The organism is Herbaspirillum sp. Sphag64, from assembly GCF_014192645.1.
Taxonomy (GTDB): Bacteria; Pseudomonadota; Gammaproteobacteria; order Burkholderiales; family Burkholderiaceae_D; genus Herbaspirillum.
Map to the genome: position 1 here is coordinate 16,554 of NZ_JACHYE010000008.1, position 20,024 is coordinate 36,577.

22 protein-coding genes are annotated in these 20,024 nt (G+C 56.2%); 6 read left to right on the plus strand and 16 right to left on the minus strand.

Annotated elements, in window-relative coordinates:
* Positions 1-4: 4 nt before the first annotated feature.
* The 6 genes from FHW66_RS13550 to FHW66_RS13575 form a co-directional block, all read right to left on the minus strand.
* The gene (locus FHW66_RS13550; protein WP_183380345.1) at positions 5-304 is read right to left on the minus strand and encodes an AzlD family protein; all 300 of its coding nucleotides are present in this window, start codon (positions 302-304) and stop codon (positions 5-7) included.
* Entirely contained in the window at positions 297-1,025 is a 729-nt protein-coding gene (locus FHW66_RS13555; protein ID WP_183380346.1) for an AzlC family ABC transporter permease, read from the minus strand. Before FHW66_RS13555 ends, FHW66_RS13550 begins: the two co-directional genes overlap by 8 nt.
* A 71-nt stretch (positions 1,026-1,096) precedes the next feature.
* Positions 1,097-1,720: a 2OG-Fe(II) oxygenase gene (locus FHW66_RS13560; RefSeq protein WP_183380347.1), complete on the minus strand. Its 624-nt coding sequence runs from the start codon at positions 1,718-1,720 to the stop codon at positions 1,097-1,099.
* A 2-nt stretch (positions 1,721-1,722) separates the two neighbouring features.
* Positions 1,723-2,685, minus strand: coding sequence for a hypothetical protein (locus FHW66_RS13565; RefSeq protein WP_183380348.1), 963 nt, complete (start codon positions 2,683-2,685; stop codon positions 1,723-1,725).
* 218 nt (positions 2,686-2,903) lie between these two features.
* Positions 2,904-4,100, minus strand: coding sequence for a hypothetical protein (locus FHW66_RS13570; RefSeq protein ID WP_183380349.1), 1,197 nt, complete (start codon positions 4,098-4,100; stop codon positions 2,904-2,906).
* Between the two features lies 1 nt (position 4,101).
* Entirely contained in the window at positions 4,102-4,869 is a 768-nt protein-coding gene (locus tag FHW66_RS13575) for an SDR family NAD(P)-dependent oxidoreductase (RefSeq protein ID WP_183380350.1), read from the minus strand.
* A gap of 138 nt (positions 4,870-5,007) precedes the next feature.
* Here FHW66_RS13575 and FHW66_RS13580 point away from each other — a divergent pair, with 138 nt between their 5' ends.
* Positions 5,008-6,426 (plus strand): PLP-dependent aminotransferase family protein, encoded by a 1,419-nt coding sequence (locus FHW66_RS13580; protein WP_183380351.1) that lies wholly within the window; start codon positions 5,008-5,010, stop codon positions 6,424-6,426.
* Between the two features lie 13 nt (positions 6,427-6,439).
* Here the strand turns inward: FHW66_RS13580 and FHW66_RS13585 are convergent, their stop codons facing one another.
* The 5 genes from FHW66_RS13585 to FHW66_RS13605 form a co-directional block, all read right to left on the minus strand.
* Complete coding sequence (locus FHW66_RS13585; RefSeq protein ID WP_183380509.1) at positions 6,440-6,811, minus strand: YkgJ family cysteine cluster protein; 372 nt, start codon at positions 6,809-6,811, stop codon at positions 6,440-6,442.
* 162 nt (positions 6,812-6,973) lie between these two features.
* Complete coding sequence (locus FHW66_RS13590) at positions 6,974-7,612, minus strand: carboxymuconolactone decarboxylase family protein (RefSeq protein ID WP_183380352.1); 639 nt, start codon at positions 7,610-7,612, stop codon at positions 6,974-6,976.
* Positions 7,609-8,022, minus strand: a complete 414-nt coding sequence (locus FHW66_RS13595) for a cupin domain-containing protein (RefSeq protein ID WP_183380353.1) — start codon at positions 8,020-8,022, stop codon at positions 7,609-7,611. The genes FHW66_RS13590 and FHW66_RS13595 overlap by 4 nt, the downstream gene beginning before the upstream one ends.
* A gap of 192 nt (positions 8,023-8,214) precedes the next feature.
* Entirely contained in the window at positions 8,215-8,577 is a 363-nt protein-coding gene (locus FHW66_RS13600) for a hypothetical protein (RefSeq protein WP_183380354.1), read from the minus strand.
* A gap of 306 nt (positions 8,578-8,883) precedes the next feature.
* On the minus strand, positions 8,884-9,951 hold the full coding sequence (locus FHW66_RS13605; RefSeq protein WP_183380355.1) for an ATP-binding protein: 1,068 nt from the start codon (positions 9,949-9,951) through the stop codon (positions 8,884-8,886).
* Positions 9,952-10,131: 180 nt separating this feature from the next.
* Here FHW66_RS13605 and FHW66_RS13610 point away from each other — a divergent pair, with 180 nt between their 5' ends.
* On the plus strand, positions 10,132-10,890 hold the full coding sequence (locus FHW66_RS13610) for a response regulator (protein WP_183380357.1): 759 nt from the start codon (positions 10,132-10,134) through the stop codon (positions 10,888-10,890).
* Positions 10,891-10,991: 101 nt separating this feature from the next.
* Here FHW66_RS13610 and FHW66_RS13615 read toward each other — a convergent pair whose 3' ends face one another.
* Both FHW66_RS13615 and FHW66_RS13620 read right to left on the minus strand, forming a co-directional pair.
* On the minus strand, positions 10,992-12,071 hold the full coding sequence (locus tag FHW66_RS13615; RefSeq protein WP_183380359.1) for a glycosyltransferase family 39 protein: 1,080 nt from the start codon (positions 12,069-12,071) through the stop codon (positions 10,992-10,994).
* Positions 12,072-12,297: 226 nt separating this feature from the next.
* Positions 12,298-13,104 (minus strand): IclR family transcriptional regulator C-terminal domain-containing protein, encoded by an 807-nt coding sequence (locus FHW66_RS13620; protein ID WP_183380361.1) that lies wholly within the window; start codon positions 13,102-13,104, stop codon positions 12,298-12,300.
* Positions 13,105-13,302: 198 nt separating this feature from the next.
* Here FHW66_RS13620 and pcaH point away from each other — a divergent pair, with 198 nt between their 5' ends.
* The 4 genes from pcaH to FHW66_RS13640 all read left to right on the plus strand — a co-directional run bounded on the left by pcaH (position 13,303) and on the right by FHW66_RS13640 (position 17,323).
* A complete protein-coding gene (pcaH, locus tag FHW66_RS13625; RefSeq protein ID WP_183380362.1) occupies positions 13,303-13,995 on the plus strand; it encodes a protocatechuate 3,4-dioxygenase subunit beta in 693 nt (230 codons plus the stop codon).
* Positions 13,996-14,006: 11 nt separating this feature from the next.
* A complete protein-coding gene (locus FHW66_RS13630; protein WP_183380364.1) occupies positions 14,007-14,525 on the plus strand; it encodes a protocatechuate 3,4-dioxygenase in 519 nt (172 codons plus the stop codon).
* 123 nt (positions 14,526-14,648) lie between these two features.
* On the plus strand, positions 14,649-16,022 hold the full coding sequence (locus FHW66_RS13635) for a lyase family protein (protein WP_183380365.1): 1,374 nt from the start codon (positions 14,649-14,651) through the stop codon (positions 16,020-16,022).
* 38 nt (positions 16,023-16,060) lie between these two features.
* The gene (locus FHW66_RS13640) at positions 16,061-17,323 is read left to right on the plus strand and encodes an alpha/beta fold hydrolase (protein ID WP_183380366.1); all 1,263 of its coding nucleotides are present in this window, start codon (positions 16,061-16,063) and stop codon (positions 17,321-17,323) included.
* Positions 17,324-17,400: 77 nt separating this feature from the next.
* Here FHW66_RS13640 and aroQ read toward each other — a convergent pair whose 3' ends face one another.
* The 3 genes from aroQ to FHW66_RS13655 form a co-directional block, all read right to left on the minus strand.
* Complete coding sequence (aroQ, locus tag FHW66_RS13645) at positions 17,401-17,850, minus strand: type II 3-dehydroquinate dehydratase (protein WP_183380367.1); 450 nt, start codon at positions 17,848-17,850, stop codon at positions 17,401-17,403.
* A gap of 72 nt (positions 17,851-17,922) precedes the next feature.
* Positions 17,923-19,056, minus strand: a complete 1,134-nt coding sequence (locus FHW66_RS13650) for a porin (RefSeq protein ID WP_183380368.1) — start codon at positions 19,054-19,056, stop codon at positions 17,923-17,925.
* Between the two features lie 117 nt (positions 19,057-19,173).
* On the minus strand, positions 19,174-20,007 hold the full coding sequence (locus FHW66_RS13655; protein ID WP_183380369.1) for a shikimate dehydrogenase: 834 nt from the start codon (positions 20,005-20,007) through the stop codon (positions 19,174-19,176).
* Positions 20,008-20,024: the final 17 nt, after the last annotated feature.

Sequence of the window (20,024 nt, forward strand, 5' to 3'; positions counted from 1 at the left end):
CTCCTCAAATACCGACTGCCCGACACAAACCCGTGACGACGATGCCACCCAACATACTGGCGGCGGTGTTTTTGGTGACTTTCATGAGTGCGATCGTCACGACTGCCGCCACCGCCCCCGGCACGCCCCTTCCCAACAAATCTGGTACCACCAGCGCCATGAGCACTGCCCCGGGAAGCGCATTGAGCATCGACTGAACCACCTGCTTATGTTCCAGATACTTGCCGCCATACAAACCGACCAGACGCAGTGAAATCGACATGAGCGCCAGGCTCGCCAATAAGATCCAGTCTTGTTCACGCATCACGTGGTTCCCCCTGAGATAAAAAGCTCTTATGTATCCCGGCAATGGCTGCCCCCGCCAGCGCACCGATCACGATGTACCAGCTACCGGCAACAAAATATTTGACTGCCAGCGCCACCAGCGCGGCTGAGATCCAGGGCAGAGAATCTGCTTCCGAGGACTTCCACAGCACAACCAATAGACACAGAAACACCCCGGGAATGGCAAAATCGAATCCCAGCGTACGGACATTACTGACCAGTCCGGCGGCCCAGAATCCGACCACATTGCCAACGGTCAGACAGCTCACCACCAGCAGACCGCCACCAAACAAAAACGCTGCCGAGGCAACGTTGCCGCTTCGTTGGCGGGCAATCGTCATCACCCAGTTCGAATCGGTGGTGAAGTGCACTGCCAGTAACTTCTCCCAGAAACTCAGACGGGAGAGCAACGGCGCAATCGACGCACAAATGAGGATGTAGCGCAGATGCACGGCAAAGCAGGCAATCAGGATGGGGACCATGTCGTGCGACGTTCCCCATAACTGTAATGACACCGCCTGAATCGAAGCGCCGACGATCCCCACACAAAAGAGAATCAGATAAGAGGGTTGCCATCCATGCTGGTGAGCCAGTGCCCCCATGACAAAGGCAAAGATGAATACCGCCACGGCAGGTGCCAGACATGCCCTCGCACCGAGCTGTAGTTGTTGCCGTTGAAACAGGGAATCGCTTGTTGACATGCTCGATAAGGGACAATGAAATGAATAGGGAGCGGAGACCGTTTCCGGTGCACCATGTCAGACCATGCTGCTTATATTTGTTTGTGATTGGTGTTTGGTATCGACAGGTTGTCTTCGCTCAGAAAGAACACTAGCGAGGTACGATTTCCGTTTTTCACACAATCCACGCCATGTGGAATTTCGCAGCGGTTGACCAGGAAGTCGGCATAGTTGGTCTTGATGCGATACTCTTTATCTTCATGCTCAATGAAGAACTCACCACCTTCGTAGTCTTCACCAAACTGAATCACGCACGAGTAGCGATATCTGAGATTGCTGTAGGTATCGATATGCTTGCCGATAAAACTGCCTTCGGTCAGCACGTTTGACTGGCAGCGCCGAATATAGAAATCGCCTCCCATCACCTCGCGCAACAGTTCCGCCGAACGCTTGCCGACCAGAATATCGACGACGCTTTTACCCAAAGGATCGTTGCGATACTCTGGCAGCGCCTCTTTCTTGTCTTCCATGAAGCGGCCCACATCGAGATTGTTCTGTTCACCAACATCCCCAACCCGGATTCTTTCCTTTGGAACGATCTGGCATGCACGACTTAAGAAATCCAGCTCTGAATCGGAAAAAATCCGATGCGCATCGAAACGTGCATACGCTTTGGTTGCGAGCTCATTTTTGACAAGGTTAGCGAGGAATTCCATATCTATTGATTCAGGTGAAGAGAAGTAAATGAGTCAGTTTTGTTGTGGCAAAGCCGATCTCTCATCATTCTCAAGGTGGATAAAAAACCCCAACTCTCGTACATGGGCCCAAAGCGACCTATATCCGATTCCAGAGTTGCTCTTACATCAGCGATACAAAAATAGGAAACCAATGGCATGCGATGGTGAAAATCGTGATTGGGTAAATCTTGCGGATACACATACAGTCGAACCGGCAAATCAAAGATCACCAGTTTCAGGATCCACACTGCCCACGCAAGAGCACCCGAGGCTGGCAATGCACGTCCCTGAAAGCGACCGAAGGTCAGTTCTCCGTAACCCAGCGCTGTCCTTGCGCCCTCGGGTGAAGAGGAAAACCAGAGATGCTCGGTAATCAATTGCAGCCACAATGAATGCTGAAAGAAGATGAAACCCGGAATCAGCAGAAAAAAGATAAATTCAACGACATGATGAGTAAGCGCCACACTAATGAAAACAGCACTCCAGAAAAAAATCCGATAAATAATCTCGATGGCGTTGGGTTCAATAAAGCTTTCAACTATCGCCTCTTTCAATTGATGAAAGAGGTAGGCTGGCTTGAATGGTGTGAGCCAAACCCTCAACCAGAAAGATGTTTCGCTCATGCCTCGCCGAAAGCCCTGACGAACGATAAATTGTTGGTCCGGATCATCGTCAGAACACAGCACACGCAGATGGTGATGGGTCTGTACATGGCTTGCGCCATATCGCCCCCATGAAACATAAAAAAATGGTGTGGTAAAAAAAATCGTCGCTAAACCGGGGGCATAGAGACTGTTGGGCATTGCCGCACCATGGGTCATGTAATGAAACGTCGCTTGCAGGCTTCGCCCGCGATTGACAATCAGTAGCCAGCACAAGGGAAGAACCAGATAAGCGCGACTTTCCAGTGCGCTCCAGCCAAGCAGAATGCTCAGTGCGATCACTGCCCAGGACAGCAGCAGATGAGCGATGACCTGCGTTGAATTAGCAGGCCGCAAGGCAGCCCGATACTGTTGCGCCGGGAGCGCTACGCCTTTTCCGGTAATCCATGTCCAGAACGATTGAAAGGGAAGCCGGCGATAGGCATCCCTGATATTGCAGCACGCTCCATAGCGCGCATACCGGGTCGGCAACAAATGGCGGCGTTCAGTCTGGGCGTTCATCAGTACACCCGCCGCAAATAAAGTACAGGGATTTCCTGATGCAGCCAGTAAAAGGGCATCATCCTGTTATGGTCACCACCGATCACCAGTGGATTGGAGAAATGCTGATGAAACAAACGTCCCATCGCCGCATATTCAGCGCATTGTTCGAGAAGAATTTTTGCGTACTGACTTTGTGGACGCTCTCCGTGCCAGGCCCGGTAAAGCGGCAGGCGTGCTTCCAGCACCGACTGCAGATCGACCTTGGTAGGCATCAGATTAGGAGTGCGCTGATCGGCCAGCACGTGGTGCGCCTGACTGGTGATGGCGCGCCATCCACTCTCCCCGTCCGCCAGTTCTGAAATAAAGATTGACCTGGCCGGCAAGCCGAGTTCTGCCAGGATGCGCTTCTGGCTCAGACGCAATTTTTCCTGGAAGCTCGCCCGGCTTTCACCCACGCGCTCAACCGTGGCCAGATCAAATCCCTCAAAATCCCCGGCCGCAATGACTTGCTGGGTTTTGATGCCGTGGCGATTGAACAGCGCGGTGATACCCGGGAGCGTGTTGACGATGCGCCGGGCAACGAGTCCAATGCCGTCACCCAATTTATCGAAGGTATAGCGAAATTTATCGCCCTTCTTCTCAAAACTATAGTCCGGGCACACTGGTGAAATCAGCGTGATTTCTTCACCGGCCAATCCTTTGGCGAGCACTTGTGCAAGGGCAGAAAAATAATCGCTCTTGGGCAGATGGAAATTCAATTCCTGCAATACCTCACCCATTTCTGCGGCCAGATGGTCCGGTAACTTCTTGAGCACCGGATAGCGGACTTTAATCGGTGGTGTTGCCTTGACCTGACCGCGGATTACACAAATCAGCAATGTCAGCAGCGAGGGACGGGCGTAATTAATGAAGGGCTTTTTAAGCGTGACGTGAGGCTGCTTGCCAGCCTCAACGATTGACCACTCGAAGGAAGGAAACTTGTCCTTGATCGCCTTGTAAAACGGTAAATATTTGGGCGAGCCCTGCCTATTGCTGTCGCCGCCAAATTGGCGGTACAGCTGGCGCATTGTCTTCACTTCGGCTGCGATACCCAAGTAGTTGACCAACACCTCCGGCGGCGCATAGCCCTCAGCAATCGGTGCCAGCACCGCTTTGCTGATAAGGCGGTCGGTGATCTTGCCCCGCCGCATGAAGGGTGTCAGCGCGTCGATCATTTTATTTGAAGGAAAATTGCTGATCCGCTGGCATCAATTCAATCAGATTGATGTTCACGTGTGCCGGCTGCTGAAACGCCCAACTGACCGCTTCAGCAACATCGCTCGCTTGCAATGGGGTAATACCGTTGTAGGCAGCCGCAGCCCGCTCATGGTCGCCGTTGAAGCGCACCAGCGAAAACTCGGTTTCGGTGCGTCCGGGGCGAATCGTGGTCAGCTTTATTTTTTTCTCGACCAGTTCTGTGCGCAAACAAGCGCCAAACTGTTCAACGAAGGCTTTCGTTGCAGCATACACATGTCCGCCGATATAGGGATGTATTGCGCCGATGGAACTGATGTTGATGATATGCCCCTGCCCACTGCGCTCGAGTTTCTTGAGCAGAAGCGAAGTCATATTGGTCAACCCGATGCAGTTGGTTTGCACCATCGTATTGAGCGCGGTGGCATCGAGCTCTTCATAACTGGCCGCACCGACCAGCAGCCCTGCGTTGTTGACCAATCCATCAATATGGGAAAACGCCGGAGGGACATCGTCCAGTAGCGCCTCCAAACGGCTTCTGTCACGCACATCTCCATCCAATGTCCATATTTTTCCTGCGGGAGATATCGCTGCCAAGGCATCAAGGCGGTCACGTCGACGCCCTACGGCGATCACACGATGCCCCAGATCAACAAGACGCTTGGTGGTTGCCAAACCGATGCCTGCAGTCGCACCGGTGACTACAATCGTGCGCATGGCGGGGAGCAAAGATTCAACGGCAGCAGACATGGGATTTTCTAGGTAACTAAGAGGTAATATGTGCACTTGAGTATTACGCTAGAATTTCGATAGCAAAATACACACTTGTGCAAGGCGCGCACAAACTGTTCGCCAAAATTGCGCTAACACTCTGCGTTGGAATAAGCGATGAAACTGAGCTTGGAGTTCAACACCGGCATATCGATCACTGAGCAGCTCGCCGGGCAGATTGAGGCACAAATCCGTTCAAACATATTGAATGTGGGTGCCAAGTTGCCGTCGATCAGGCAATTGGCGGCCAATCAGAAAATCGGTCTCTCTCCTGTGGTCGAGGCGTATGAGCTGCTGGCCTCGCGTGGCCTGGTGCATCCGCGTCATGGCTCGGGTTACTACGTGGCCAACTTTGTCGATGTCGGCAAGAGCTCGCCGGAAACACTGGATCGCCGACGCACTGAGGAAGATGCGAGTCGCATCCTGCAACAGTTCAGCCATCAGAGCGATGTACTCAAGCTCTCCAGTGGTTTCATCCCTGAAGGATGGCGCGATATTGAAGGCATCACCCACACTATCCGCCAGATTTCCCGTCAGAATGTCGGCAGTCTGATCGACTACGCCATGCCGCAGGGTGATGCAAAGTTGCGCGATCAGATCTGCATCAGGCTAGGAATGATCGGTATCGACGCCAAACTCGACAACGTCATGATTACCAATAGTGCGAGTCATGCACTGGATCTGGTTGTGCGTACCATGCTCAAGGCTGGCGACACCGTGTTTGTGGAAGATCCAGGCTATTTCAATCTGTTCGGCCTGTTGTCATTGCAGGGCATCAAGCTGGTTGGCATTCCCCGGCTGGCCGGCGGGCCCGATGTTGAGGTGGTCGAGGAACTCCTCCGTTACCACAAACCGAAGGCGTTCTTTATCAATTCCGTCTTCCATAATCCCACTGCAACCAATTTATCGCAGAAGGTGGCGTATCAATTGTTGCAACTGGCAAACCGGCACGGCTTTTTTATCATCGAAGATGATGTCTATGCCGACTTCCAGACGACACCATCAGCCCGACTGGCGGCGCTGGATCAGTTTGACCGTGTTATCTATATCGGCGGCTTCTCTAAGACTTTGTCGTCATCGTTGCGGCTGGGCTATATGGCGGGTAAATCCGAGCTGATCCGGCATCTGGTCGATGTGAAGGTATTGACCAGTCTGGGTGGAACACGGTTGAGCGAACTGGTGGTCGCCTCCTTGCTCGAGAGCGGTTTGTACCGCAAGCATCTGAAGCATCTGGCCCGGCGCATGAATGACACCTTATCCGATGCCATTGAACAATTGATCCGTTGCGGCTGGCGGGTGTTTGATGACCCATGCGGAGGCACCTTTATCTGGGCCAGTGTTCCTGGTATTGAACAGTCGGAAACGCTGGCCGAAGGTGCCAGTCAGTTCAACATTGCCATGTCACCAGGCAATATCTACCGTCCCAATCAAGAGCCGACTGCGTGGATACGGATCAACGCCGCACATGCGATGGAAAACCGCGCCGCCGAGTACATGATGCACATGGCAGAGATCGGCAGACAACGCCGACGATAAACGACCACGCCGGTCAAGCCGATGTAGCGGTATCGGCTAGCGCCGCTAGTGGCGGCAAACCTAAATTGTCACGTAATCGCTGACAATCAGGATTGGGCGTACCATCTGGCTCCCAGGGCGAAAATTCCCGGCAAGTCGTCGGTCGGTTAGCGTAGATGCGGCAGCGAATACCCGGTTTGCCCAACTCCCCTTCAAGGGCGGTACAGCGGCCGTGGCCAGTTTCTGTCCCTTGCATGCAGGCGATGAGTTCGTTGACCTTGCTGGTCATTTCCACCGGCACAAAGCCGCCCGATCCACCAGCGAGCTCGCCACAATAAAACGACACCCGAAAATGCGCACAACAGCCACCGCAAGCGATGCAGGGGTTGTCTGGGCTATCGGGCATATCAGTAAAAATACGGTCATCGTCGCGCGTGCGACGGACTTGCAGCGGTGTCGTCATGAATAACAATGGCCCGGCCGTTTCGTACTGTATCGCACTGTTTTGCACTGCCAGGCACGAAGTGAGACTTCAGAAGGCACTATGTTACCGCAACTTGACTACCCATCACGCGACCGACTGGCGTTGCATCAGTGCAGATCGCAGCCGCTGCGCCACGCTGGGTTCAACCAGCTGCGCCAGCAACGGCAAGACCTGATGCAACTGTTGTTCAGTCAAACCAATGTTGATGCTGATGGCAATATGCGCCTGCAATTGTGACTCTGCCCCCGGCAAGGCGGATAGGGCACCGACAGTGGCCAGCTCACGGCTACGCCAATCGAGATTATCCCGACCAAAGATAGCGCCGAACAGATGCGCCTTGAGAAACTGGTCCATGGCCGGTGCAAAGTCAAACAACGGTCCCTTTACCGGTACGCCAACCAGTTGCGTTTGATTGACCGTGCCGAATGCCAGTAAGTCTGTATCATCTGGGAACGGTGCGGGCTCCGCGCCGGCGATATCAACGATGCCGCGCTGCTGGCGTTCAGCGAGTACCTTCATGAACTCGCCCAGTGCATTCAGACTCCGGGGGAAACCCACATAGGCGTATAGCTGGACCAGCGCTTCGCGTATCGCGCTAATGGTCAAACCGGCATCGAGTGCGCGTTGCAGCACACCATTGAGTGCCGACACATTGCCCACTGCGGTCAAGGCCGCCATCGGCACCAACATTTGCTGTTGCAGATCAAGTGGATCGTCGTTCATTCGGTCACCACTGGGCCGGACAGATATTGCTCATCAGTGACCGGCTCCATCCATTCGACGTTCTTGCCGTCCAGCATTTCGGTGATGGCAATGTGCGACATGGCGGTAGTGGCCGTGGCACCGTGCCAATGACGCTTCTGGCAGGGACACCAGATGACGTCGCCGGCGCGAATCTCGGTGCGCGGTCCGCCTTCACACTGGGTCCAGCCCACGCCTGAGGCAACGACCAAGGTTTGTCCCAATGGATGCGAATGCCAGACTGTCCGTGCGCCGGGTTCAAACGTCACAATCGCTCCGCCGCTGCGGGCGGGTTGTTCGCCTTGAAAAAAACTGTCGATACGTACCGAGCCGGTGAAATAAGAGGCCGGTCCCTTGACCGAGGGTGTGCTGCCGTTACGGATGATCTTCATGCGGATTCCCTGAAAAATGCTTCCCTTGCGCGGCGCGCTGTGGAACTTGCAGGAATTGTAGGTCGCCGCTGATTGCTTGATTAGAGGTCAAATTCAACATGGACTTATGCAGCAGATTCATCAATGCCGGCATTCATCGCCGGTGAGGCAGCGCTGGCCTCACCATGTCTTATATTTTCTAATGATGCGTTTTTACTCAGCCAGTACCAGATCTTCAACTTGCCGGCGCGCCTCATCGCGCAACAAACCGGCTGACACTATCGCCAGACGCATCAGTTGATCGGCATACACAATGCCAATGGCAGGCGCTGCGGTAGCGCCAGGATCGGCATCGCTGTTGGCGGCGCGTTCCAGATTGCTGGCATAGGCCAGTTGCAGACAGGCGTGGATACCCGCAGAAAGATCGAGCGTGGTCTCCAGCAGATTGCCGTAAAGGCTGCCTTGCTGCGGGCCTTCTATCCAGTGAAAGTCTTGGTGAGTCGGGTCGGGATGGGGTTGCTGTTTTTGTTGTTGTTCGTCGTGCGCGGTGCTGGCGTTACTGTCAGGGTGGGTCATGAAGCCTCCGTAGTTGCAGGACTAAACCCGTCAGCGCCTCAAGGATGAGGGTGGCGGGCACAAGACAGGGTTAGCGAACCGGACATACAATCATAACCGGCATACCCGAAGGTATCCCTGCCCAGGCCCGCCATGGAGGCGTGCAAAGACAGGACGAAAAAAACGCGTCAACAAAGGACGCGGCTTTTCGCCGATTGTATGTACAGGTCGCTAAACCCGGCTCCCTCTTTATCGGGAACGCGTCAAGAATACCGGGCGATAAAACGGGGGTCAATGATTATTGTCAGTTTGTCATGATGGTGACACTCAGCGCGGCAGTGCAATCTCAAACAAGGCACCACCCTTTTCACCCTTGCGATAACTGGCATGGCCGCCATGCACTTCTGCAATCGCACGTACCACCGACAAGCCTAAACCACTGCCGCCCATGGCGCGCGAACGAGAGGCTTCACCGCGCTGGAACACATTGAACAGATTGCTGGCAAGCGCATCGCTGATGCCGGGGCCTTCATCCTCGACACGTAAAAAGTACGTATCGTCGCTGGCCCAGGTGTGAACATGGACCCTGCCGGGATGGGCGTAGCGTTTGGCGTTGTCGAGCAAGGCCATGAGCACCTGACGCAGGCGTGCCGCATCACAGCACACAGCGATGGTGGTGAGCGTGTAGTCGAGGTGGAAGCCATGGGCCTCGAAGTCGGGACGCAACAGCGTTACCAGTCCCTCAATGCCGGGTGAGAGATCAAGCTCTTCTTTGTACAGCTCAAGGTGACCGCTGTCGGCCAGACTGACGGTGCGTAAATCCTCGATCAGGCGCGACAAGCCCTCCACCTGTGCCAGCAGATTTCTGAACTGCGCTTCATCGGGGGTGAACACGCCTTCGGCCAGCCCTTGCAGGCGGCCACGCAGAATCGTGACGGGGGTGCGCAGTTCATGGGCGATGGAGGCGTTCCAGATGGCGCGCTCGGCGGTCATGCTCTGGATTCGCTCGGCCATGGAGTTGAAGTCATTGACCAGCAAAGAGGCTTCACCCCAGCCGGCATTGCGCAACTCGGCACGTACCGTGAGGTCGCCTTGCGCAACCTGCCGCAAGCCGCTAGTCACTGAAGTCAAAGGTGCCAGAATGCGCCTGGCCAGACGAACCGCAACATAGACCGCAATGGCCACGCCGACCAGCATGATGAAGATCAGCCAAGCCCATTCGGGGCCGGTGGGAATCCAGCTGTCGTCTTCAAAAAACTTGGGGTGAAACACAAACAGGAAGGAATAAAAAAAGTAGCTGCCCACCAGCACCAGTAAGGTCACGCTGACCACCACGGCACTCATGGAGAGAACGATTTGCCGGCTCAGACCGCGACCGTGGAGGGCATGCTTCATTGTTGATCCGTTGATAAGACTGGCAACGCCATGGTAGCGGTAGGTGTCAGGCGCCACATGGAGGTTGGATGGAGAATTAGTGACGGTTGCATTGATGGCGGGCGACGATGCTTCTGAAGGCTTGGCGTTTCGCCCTACAATGCGTTACCTGCCTGCCCTCTTTCATCAGGACGCCCCACTATGACCGAAAATGATAAACCAGATCAACTGGTTGCTACTAGACCATCTGCGCCCGTCTGGGCCGACAGTAATAATGCGTTAGTGCTGATTGCCGAGGATGAACCGGAGATCGCGGCGATTCTGGAGGCCTATCTGGTGCGGGAGGGCTTCCGTACGGTGCATGCCAAGGATGGCCGCGTGGCGCTGGAGCTGCATCAGGCGCTGAAACCGGACGTAGTTCTGCTGGATGTGAAAATGCCGCATCTCGATGGCTGGGAAGTACTGGCCCGCATTCGGGGCATGAGCGATACGCCGATCCTGATGGTGACGGCGCTGGATCAAGATATCGACAAGTTGATGGCGCTGCGCGTGGGTGCGGATGATTACGTCGTCAAGCCGTTCAATCCGGCCGAGGTGGCGGCGCGGGTGCGGGCGATCCTGCGGCGGGTCAGCAAGAATAATCGCAGTGGAGTCTTGCGCGTCGGCGACTTGCGTATTGATCTGGAAAGCCATCTGGCCTATGTGGCGCAGGAGGACAAAAAGGTCTCGCTGTCGTTGACGCTAACCGAGTTCCGCCTGCTGACCCATATGGCGCGCTCGCCGATGCGGGTGTTCTCGCGCAGTGAACTGGTGGATGCCTGCCTGCCCGAGAGCGATGCACTGGAGCGCACCGTCGACAGCCATATCAGTAACCTGCGCAAAAAACTCAGCGAAGCTGGCGTGTCGGCGATGCTGGCCGGTATTCGCGGGGTTGGTTACCGGCTCGGCAGCGACGAGTAAGAGGCTGTTGCGAAATGAGCGCGGCGTTGTTGCGACTCCTTGCCGTACTAAGCGTACTGTCTGCGTCACCGCGCCTAGCCACGCTCATTTCGCAACAGCCTCTAAGGATTACGCGGGCTCAGATAAGCGGGCTCAGATATATGCCGCAGCGGACGCATCGCGACCCACGACAGGAACAGTGAAAAACAAACCGGCCCCAACGCCAATACGGAGAGATAGGCAAAGTCAAACTGCGCCCAGCGCCGTTGCAGCCAGTCGCGCGAAGAGCGCCAGCGCCATAGCAGCACGGATACCAGCAGCATTGGCAGCAAGGCACCTAGCTGCGCACTGATAAAGGAAAACAAACCTTGCAGGTAAGCGAGTAAATCGGGACTTTTGGGAGCGCGCTTGCCGACATATTTGATCGACATGAAGTCGGTTTGCGCCATCCAGATCAGGTGCGGCACAAACATCAGGGTGGCAACTGCCATCATGACCCACGGGCCGGGCGTGCGCAGCCGTTGCCGCGATACGGGATGCAGCAGGGCGAACAATGCCAGCGGCGCAATGATGGCACCCATTGAATAGCGTGACCACAGCCCCAGGCTAGCCACCAGCCCGGTGAATATCCAGTCACGCAGGCGGTTGTCGGCATTGGCCTTGTGCAGCAGCCAGCCAAACAGAGCCGTAAAGGGCATCTGCAACAGGATGTCGTTGAATTCGAGTGTCGGCAGGCTGAAGTAGTAAATGCCCTCCAGCAGCAAGGCGCCGACCAGGGCCTCCTTTTCTGAGGCGATGCGTTTGCCGAGTTGCCAGACCGAAAAGAAAACCGTCGCCACACAGACTTGTCCGGCCAGATAACTGATCCAGAGCTGCTTGCCAGACAGAGTGGTGAGCGCCTGAATCACCCAGGGGTAGAGCGGCGGGTCCTTCTCGTAGCCGAGTTGCCATTCTTTACCCCAGGCGAGCCCCTCGGCCATGTCGAGTGCGATGTTGCTCTGAAACAGAAGGGGCAGCAGGGTCCAGACCAGGAGATGTGCCAGCACCGCCAGCATGAAGTGAAATGCCAGATCATGCCGGACCTGTTGTGCATAGATGTGCGGCCTGATCCGGTGCCTGTGGCCGGAGCCGGGTACCAGAGCATCAAGCTCTGCCGAGACAATCCGGGAGGAAATAAGCCGTTTCGGTGATACTGCTTTCATCGCGTTTCATACGCCCAAACGTGACCACCCCCGCGCCACACTTGGTGGCAAAGAACAGTCTGGTGGGCTCTTATTCAGAGGGTTATCGGGGAAGGTCTCGTCAGCAATCGCTGTAGGAACTGGCTGTGCTGGCAAAATCGAGACCGTCGTACGATAGCGTAGGCGAAATCAAAGTTCCATCGGGAAACGATGGAGTACGGCGTGGATATTCCCCGGGGATGAATGCTTACAGTAATGCAGCCAATTCGATCTGAATCTTGAGCATCGCGGGCAAGTAGCGCCCGACCATGTCGTCGAGCTGCATGCGGGCGGCGTGGACGCTGATATTCATGGCGGCAACGACTTCGCCGCGAAAATTACGCAACGGTACGGCCATGGTGCGCAGGCCCAGTTCCAGCTCCTGATCCACGAGGGCATAGCCTTGCTGGCGGATACGGGCAATCTCCAGCGCCATGCGCTCCTTGTTGACGATGGTGTGACTGGTGATGGCTTCGGGTTGCCAGCGCACCAGCAGATCTTCCATCTCCGACTGGGGCAGATGCGCCAGCAAGACGCGACCATTGGCGGTGCACATGGCCGGTACACGGGTTCCCGGTTGCAGCGTGGTCGAGACCAGCCGGCCGGCGCTGACCGCCGCAATGCAGACCAGTTGATCGTGATCGAGCACGCCCGCTGAAGCTGCCTCTTCCACCGAATGCGCGAGCCGGTAAAGCAGCGGCTGGATGATGCGCGGCAGGCGCGCCGAGTGCAGATAAGACTGACCCAGTCGCAAGACCATCGGCGTCAGCGAAAACAGCTTTTGGTCCTGCCGCATGTAACCCAGATACACCAGCGTAATCAGATAGCGCCGTGCAGCAGCGCGGGTCAGCCCGGTACGCTGGGCGACTTCGGCAATGGACAGGCGCGAACGCTCCTGGTCGAAGGCTTCGATCACTTGCAAGCCCTTTTCCAGACCAGCGATCAGGTCGCGTTTGGCGGGCTGGAGATTATCATTTTCCAGTGCGCTGTCAGGATGGTCTGCGGGCTCTTGCATGCTTCAATCTCCAGAAAATCTACCATTTGTGCGTTATTCGCACTTAGTGTGCGTATAGCGAATGGTACTGCACTTTACTAGCTTGTGGGCCAGCCCTCGATTGCCTACTATCTTTCCACAACAAGACAAAATAACCCGCTATTCGCACAAAATTAGTGCCAATAGCGATGACCTGAACTTTATTTCGCAGGAGACCACATGCAATTCGATGCCATCGAACCGGGTGTTTATCCGGAGCTGATTTATCCGCCCTACAAATCCACCGTCCCTCGTGGCCCCACCCAACCCCCATTGCGCATTGCGGCTCCCGCTGCAACGACTACCAATCTGGTCGCGGCGCCCAAGCTATTGCTGCCGCACGATATGGACCTGACCGCGCAAGGGACGAGTGCACCCTTGGGTGAAAAAATTGTCGTTACCGGCCGTGTGCTCGATGAAGATGGCAAGCCGGTGCGCAACTCGTTGCTGGAAGTCTGGCAATGCAACGCGGCTGGACGTTACTGGCACAAACGCGACCAGCATGACGCCCCGCTGGACCCAAACTTCTATGGCTTTGGCAAGATGCTCACCGATGATGATGGCCGCTACCGCTTTGTGAGCATCAAGCCGGGCCCGTATCCCTGGGGTAATCACCATAAGGCATGGCGTCCTGCGCATATCCATTTTTCGCTGTTTGGCAATGTGTATGCACAACGACTGGTCACGCAGATGTATTTCCCGAGCGATCCTTTGTTTGCCTACGACCCGATCTTCCAGAGTGTGCAGGATCCGGCTGCGCGTGAACGTCTGATCTCGCGCTTCAGCCTGGAAGAGACTGTGGATGACAAGATGCTCGGCTACGAATTCGATATCGTGCTGCGCGGTCGCAACGCAACACCGATGGGTATCTGAGGGGAGCAATCATGACAAGCAAAATCACGACATCACAAACCATTGGTCCTTTCCCGCATGAAGCCTGGCGGTGGGCGACGGAACTGACTGCGCAGGTCAACAGCAGCGCGCCGACGGTCACCGTCAAGGGTGTCCTGTTTGATGGTGCTGGCGTACCGATCAACGATGGCTGGGTCGAGACCTGGATGCCACAGAGCGCGGCGCTGGAAAGTGCACAGGCGATTCCTGGCTTTCGGCGTATTCCTACCAATGATGCGGGTGAGTTCGCGCTGCAGATCACCCGTCCGGCACAGGCCGAAGCGGGTGAGCCAGTGGCCTTTGTGACGGTGTTTGCACGCGGTCTGGTCAAGCATCAGTTCAGTGCGGTGTTTCTGGAAGACGATGCGACGCTGGCACAATCGACGATTCTGGAGCAGGTGCCGGCAGCACGCCGCGCATCGCTCATTGCGCGCAAACAGGCCGATGGCAGTTATGTCTGGAATATCCACATGCAAGGGCCGACGGAGACCGTGTTCTTTGACTATCTTTAAGACCCGGTAAGATTGCTGGCATTGATCACATCAATGATAGGAAGACATTGATGACAACGAGGACTCGCAAGGTTTTGCCGGCGGGTCCTGTTGCGTTTTTATTCGGTATCTAACGGAGTCCTTGTGAGCGTTTCCATTTTTGACAGTTTTCTGACAACCTCGGAGATGAGCCAGATCTTCGACGACAGTGCGATTGTGCAGGCCATGTTCCGCTTTGAAGCAGCATTGGCGCAGGCTGAGGCTGCCAATGGCGTCATTCCTGAAGCGGCAGCGCAAGCAATTGCCAGTGTTTGTCGCGCACCGCTCTACGATATTCCCGCGCTGGTGCAGGCCGGTCGTAGCGCTGGCGCACTGGCGATTCCGCTGGTCAAGGAGTTGACGCGTACCGTGGCGCTCTATAGTCAGGAAGCGGCGTCCCATGTGCATTGGGGCAGTACCAGTCAGGATGTGCTTGATACGGCGATGGTGCTGGTGACCCGTGAGGCGTTCACCCTGCTTGATCGCGGGTTGGCGCAACTGGCGCGGCAACTGCTGACACTGGCCGAGGCGCATCTGACAACGCCGGTATTGGCGCGCACGTTGATGCAACCGGCGCAGGTGACCAGTCTTGGTTTCAAACTGGTCGGTTGGGCCGCGCCGCTGGTGCGCGCGCGCGTACAGCTTCATCAGCAGGCCGCACGCGCACTGCAATTGCAGCTTGGTGGTGCGGTTGGTACGCAGGCAGTGCTGGGCGACAAGGGACCGTTGGTAGCCAAACATATGGCCCATGCCCTGTCGCTGCGAGTGGCTGATGCGGCCTGGCATACGCAACGCGACGACTGGGTCCGACTGGGGCTGGAAGTGGCTGTGTTGACCGGTAGTCTGGGCAAGATTGCAACCGACCTGAGTCTGATGGCGCAAGGTGAAATCGCTGAGCTGGCGGAGCCTTCTGGCAATGGTCGTGGTGGTTCGTCAGCCATGCCACACAAGCGCAATCCGGTGTCATCCATGATTGCTTTGGCGGCCTCTACACGCGCACCGCAACAGGCGGCGACCTTGCTGGCAGCAATGGGCCAGCAGCATGAGCGCGGTCTGGGCAACTGGCAGGCCGAGCTGGCAGCATGGCCCTCGTTGTGGCTAGGTGCGCATGGTTCGCTGCAAGCCTTGAATGATGCCTTTGCTGCACTACAGGTTGACTGTCTACGGATGCGGCGCAATATTGATAGCTTGCAAGGATTGGTGTTTGCCGAGGCAGCATCGATCTTTTTGGCAGCCACCATTGGCCGCCCACGTGCCCACGCATTACTGGAGCAGTTGAGCCGGCAATTACTCGACAGCAGCGCGCAGCTGGTCGATGCCCTCAGTGACGCCATCAACGCTGATATCACCTTGCGTGCACAGGTTGATCTGGCCGCCTTGCGGGCGCTGTTTGATCCGGTGCAGGCGGCAGCAGCACCGGGCCGACTGGCGCAGGCACAGTTGCAATCACTGCGGCAGACACTGGCTGGCCTTGATTGACCCTCTCTTTATCCTATTGATGATTGAACGAGAATTTCATGAGCTACGATCCCTTTGATCATGATGTTGAGCGCGGCATGCGCAACCGTCGCAGTGTCCTCGGCGACGCCTGGGTTGACCGCTCGGTGGCCAATGCCACCAGCTTCAACCAAGACTTCCAGAACCTGATTTCGCGCTTTGCATGGCATGAAATCTGGGGCCGCCCGGGGCTGGATCACAAGACCCGTCGCATCATCGTGCTGGCTATTACGATTGCACTTGGGCGCTGGGAAGAGTTTGAACTGCATGTACGGGCAGCCCTGCTGGCCACGGACGAAAACAAGCTGAGCCCGGACGAGATGAAGGAAGTGTTGATGCAGTCGGCGATCTATGCTGGTGTGCCTGCCGCCAATACGGCCTTCACCCATGCCCAGCAGATTCTGCGTGAAGTGGGGGAGCAGATCGGCTATACCCTGCACCGAGCCAACCCGGCTGCGAGCTTTCATTCTGGCGTCGGCCATGCGGCGCGCAGTACAGGACGGCCCGCGTTGCATTACACCGTGCGCCCGCCGCGCAATGGCAAGTTGCCGCGACATACGATTGTGCTCAGCCATGCGATTGGTTGTGATCTGATGATGTGGGATGGGTTGGCTAATCTGCTGGCAGCCGACTGTCAGGTCATCACCTATGACCATCGCGGCCACGGTAGCTCGGAGAGTATGCCGGGTCTGTACAGCATGGCGGATCTGGCCGACGATGCAGCGCAACTGCTGCGCGAGATCGATACCGGTCCGGTCATCTGGATCGGCTTGTCGATGGGCGGCATGGTTGGTCAGGAACTGGCCTTGCGCCATCCTTCGCTGGTACGTGCACTGGTGCTGGCCAATACCACTTCGGCCTATCCTGAGGCAGCGCGGACGGCCTGGCAACAACGCATCACCACCGTGCGCGAACAAGGTATCGAGGCGATTGCCGAGGCAGTCATGGGGCGCTACTTCCACGATGACTTCCGCGCTTCACAGGCGGCAACGGTAGCGCGCTTCAGGGCACGTCTGACCAGTTGCGATGTGCAGGGCTATGTCGGTTGCTGCCATGCGGTGGGCACGGTCGATACGACGGCGCGTCTGCCACAGATCCAAGCGCCGACGCTGGTGATCGCAGGTGAGTTGGACCAGGGTACGCCGTTGGCGATGTCGCAGACGCTGGTCGATGGTATTGCCGGCGCACAGCTGGCCGTGATTGCTCAAGCGTCGCATATTAGCGCAGTAGAGCAACCGCAGGCATTTGCCGAACTGGTGACTGGCTTTATCGGCGCGTTGTAATGCCGATATAAAAAAGCACCTGCCTTGCTGCGTGCAAAGCAGGTGCTGTATAAAACTTCAGAAGATTGGTCGTCAGATCAGCGTACCTGCTGACGCCGGATAATCTGTACTGCCGCACTCAAGGCGACCAGATAGCTATCACCACCGAAACCACTGATCTGTCCTTGTACGACTTCGGCAAATACGGAAAGATGACGGAACGGTTCGCGTGCATGAACATGAGACATGTGGAGCTCGACAATCGGTACCGACAGAATCGCCAGCGCATCACGAATCGCATAGCTGTAATGGGTCCAGGCGCCGGCATTGATGAGTACTGCATCAATCGGCTCGCTGTGCGCGGCATGAATACGCTCGCACATTTGGCCCTCATGATTAGTCTGAAAGCTCTCCACCGTGACGCCAAGCCCATGCCCGAGATCCTGCAGTTGCTGATCGATCTCGGCCAGCGTGAGCGTGCCGTAGTGGGCCGGATCACGTTTGCCGAACATGTTGAGATTGACACCATGGAGAACGAGAATTTTCATCTGTAGGCTCTTGAAACAATGCGTTAACCGGCAACGGAAGCACGTTGATCTGCTCCCGTTGCCAGTAAAGGTTTAGAAGGTATGCAAGATACCCATTTGAATACCAACCAGCTTGCGACCATTGACGTCTGAGCCGCTCAGATTGGCTGTTGGCGAGGCCGAACCACTGAAGCGATAACCGGCAGCGCTGTCGTTTTTCATGTAGTTCACAAAGCCGTAGAGCGTGGTACGTACCGACAGCGAATAGTAGGCACCAACGTTGCCACCCTGTGCACCGGCACTGCCACCCGAGGTGTCCTTGATGGCACCGTAGAGTGCGCCGATACGCAACTGTGGATTGACCTGATAGTCGGCCGACAGCTGATAGATGTCAAAGTAACGCTGGGCATTGATATCGGTACCGGCATAGACGTTGCCGCTGCTGGCGACGTTGCTCAGAATCTGTGCTGCGGTCAGGCCACTGCTGCTGGAGGTAATGTTGTTGCTGCGTACGATGGCGGTGTAGATCTTGCCATGACCGTAATCATAGTCGGCATAGACGTTGTGATATTGCACCTTTTCACTGACTGTACCGGTGGGTGCTGGATTAGCCATCAAGCCGGCATAACCAATACGATACGGACCGCTGGTGTAGTCCAGACCTAACTGATACACCGCACTTTGCGACAGGCCGCCACCGGCTTGTTCACCCAGCGCATAGTGCACCGTTGCCTGCAGACCGTTGACGCGCGCAGTCTTGTAGGAGAGGTCATTGTCGTAACGCGACGGTACGCCGAAGGTATTGATCAGGGAACCAAAGGTCGTGCGGGCGGTGTAGTCGATGGCACCGCCGATATTGAAGATTTCTGTATTCTGGCGACCAATGCGGAATTCGCCCGATGGGGTATTCAAACCCACCCACGCCTGGCGGTCGAACAGTCGTGTGCTATCGGCTGCGACGCCGGTATTAGCGCCAAATCCCTGTTCCAGAGTGAAGGTGGTCTGATAGCCGCCGCCGAGATCCTCGGCACCTTTGAAGCCAAGTCGGCTACGCAAAATCGCGCCGTCATTGACACCGACCACGCTGGTACCGCTACTGCTGTGGATATAGCCAACATATTCGTCGACGTCACCGTAAATGGTGACACTGGACTGTGCCTGTGCGGACGTCATGGCCCCTGCTGCACACCCCGCCAGTGCCATGATGCTGATGATTTTTTTCTGCATAGTTTCTCCTCCTGTGATTGATTGGCGCGCAATATCCTTGTCACGATCAAGATGACAATAACTTACGCTGTTTTTTTTACTACGGTGAACCGGTCCGTTGCTGATGAGGCACTGACGTCAGTATTTAATTTGTGCTACGGCACGCAACTCCTCAGGTGTTGCGGTGCCAAATCCAAAGAACTCCAGATAGGCAGGAATCATTTCGAACAACATGTCGGTGCCGATCTGAATCGGGCAGCCCTTCTCGCGGGCCGCTGCCAGCAGGGGCGTAATTTCCTGCTTCATGACCACATCGCCGACAAAGGTGCCGGAGGCGATACGACTCACGTCAAACGGCAAGGGATCATCGATCTTCATGCCCAGTGGTGTGGCATTGACTACCAGATCAAAGCCGGCTGGATCATTGCTGCCCGTACGCAGTGTCAGTGTCGGGTAATGTGCACGCAAGCGCTCAACCAGTGCCTGTGCCGACGCAACATGGGTATCGAACAGGACCATCTCGGCGACCCCGGCGGCGGCCAGTGATGCCGCAATCGCCGAGCCCACACCGCCGGTACCGGAAACCAGTACGCGGGCACCGTTCAGCATCAGTCCTTTCCGCTGCACGCCACGCACAAAACCCGCACCATCGAATTGATCACCCAGCAGGCTGCCATCAGGACGTAGCAAAATCGCATTGGCGGCACCGGCGATACGTGCCGCTGGTGTCACCTCATCGACCAGACGCATGGTGTTGACCTTGTGCGGCATGGTCACCAATGCGCCACGGATGTTGCTCATCCTGAACAATGCTGGCAGCGTGGTGGCGTAATCATCAGGCTTGACTCCCATCGGTACCACGACGGCATTGATGCCGTGTTTCTGAAACCAGGGGTTGTAAATCATCGGTGCCTTGAAGCTCTCCGTGGGAAATCCCAGGTGGGCGATGAGTTGGGTCTTACCGTCAATCATGGTTATTCCTATTACCT

Coding starts and splice junctions, on each gene's coding strand:
- FHW66_RS13550 (WP_183380345.1), bottom strand. CDS start 304: ATGCGTGAACAAGACTGGATCTTATTGGCGAGCCTGGCGCTCATGTCG.
- FHW66_RS13555 (WP_183380346.1), bottom strand. CDS start 1,025: ATGTCAACAAGCGATTCCCTGTTTCAACGGCAACAACTACAGCTCGGT.
- FHW66_RS13560 (WP_183380347.1), bottom strand. CDS start 1,720: ATGGAATTCCTCGCTAACCTTGTCAAAAATGAGCTCGCAACCAAAGCG.
- FHW66_RS13570 (WP_183380349.1), bottom strand. CDS start 4,100: ATGATCGACGCGCTGACACCCTTCATGCGGCGGGGCAAGATCACCGAC.
- FHW66_RS13575 (WP_183380350.1), bottom strand. CDS start 4,869: ATGTCTGCTGCCGTTGAATCTTTGCTCCCCGCCATGCGCACGATTGTA.
- FHW66_RS13580 (WP_183380351.1), top strand. CDS start 5,008: ATGAAACTGAGCTTGGAGTTCAACACCGGCATATCGATCACTGAGCAG.
- FHW66_RS13585 (WP_183380509.1), bottom strand. CDS start 6,811: ATGCCCGATAGCCCAGACAACCCCTGCATCGCTTGCGGTGGCTGTTGT.
- FHW66_RS13590 (WP_183380352.1), bottom strand. CDS start 7,612: ATGAACGACGATCCACTTGATCTGCAACAGCAAATGTTGGTGCCGATG.
- FHW66_RS13595 (WP_183380353.1), bottom strand. CDS start 8,022: ATGAAGATCATCCGTAACGGCAGCACACCCTCGGTCAAGGGACCGGCC.
- FHW66_RS13600 (WP_183380354.1), bottom strand. CDS start 8,577: ATGACCCACCCTGACAGTAACGCCAGCACCGCGCACGACGAACAACAA.
- FHW66_RS13605 (WP_183380355.1), bottom strand. CDS start 9,951: ATGAAGCATGCCCTCCACGGTCGCGGTCTGAGCCGGCAAATCGTTCTC.
- FHW66_RS13610 (WP_183380357.1), top strand. CDS start 10,132: ATGACCGAAAATGATAAACCAGATCAACTGGTTGCTACTAGACCATCT.
- FHW66_RS13615 (WP_183380359.1), bottom strand. CDS start 12,071: ATGAAAGCAGTATCACCGAAACGGCTTATTTCCTCCCGGATTGTCTCG.
- FHW66_RS13620 (WP_183380361.1), bottom strand. CDS start 13,104: ATGCAAGAGCCCGCAGACCATCCTGACAGCGCACTGGAAAATGATAAT.
- pcaH (WP_183380362.1), top strand. CDS start 13,303: ATGCAATTCGATGCCATCGAACCGGGTGTTTATCCGGAGCTGATTTAT.
- FHW66_RS13630 (WP_183380364.1), top strand. CDS start 14,007: ATGACAAGCAAAATCACGACATCACAAACCATTGGTCCTTTCCCGCAT.
- FHW66_RS13640 (WP_183380366.1), top strand. CDS start 16,061: ATGAGCTACGATCCCTTTGATCATGATGTTGAGCGCGGCATGCGCAAC.
- aroQ (WP_183380367.1), bottom strand. CDS start 17,850: ATGAAAATTCTCGTTCTCCATGGTGTCAATCTCAACATGTTCGGCAAA.
- FHW66_RS13650 (WP_183380368.1), bottom strand. CDS start 19,056: ATGCAGAAAAAAATCATCAGCATCATGGCACTGGCGGGGTGTGCAGCA.
- FHW66_RS13655 (WP_183380369.1), bottom strand. CDS start 20,007: ATGATTGACGGTAAGACCCAACTCATCGCCCACCTGGGATTTCCCACG.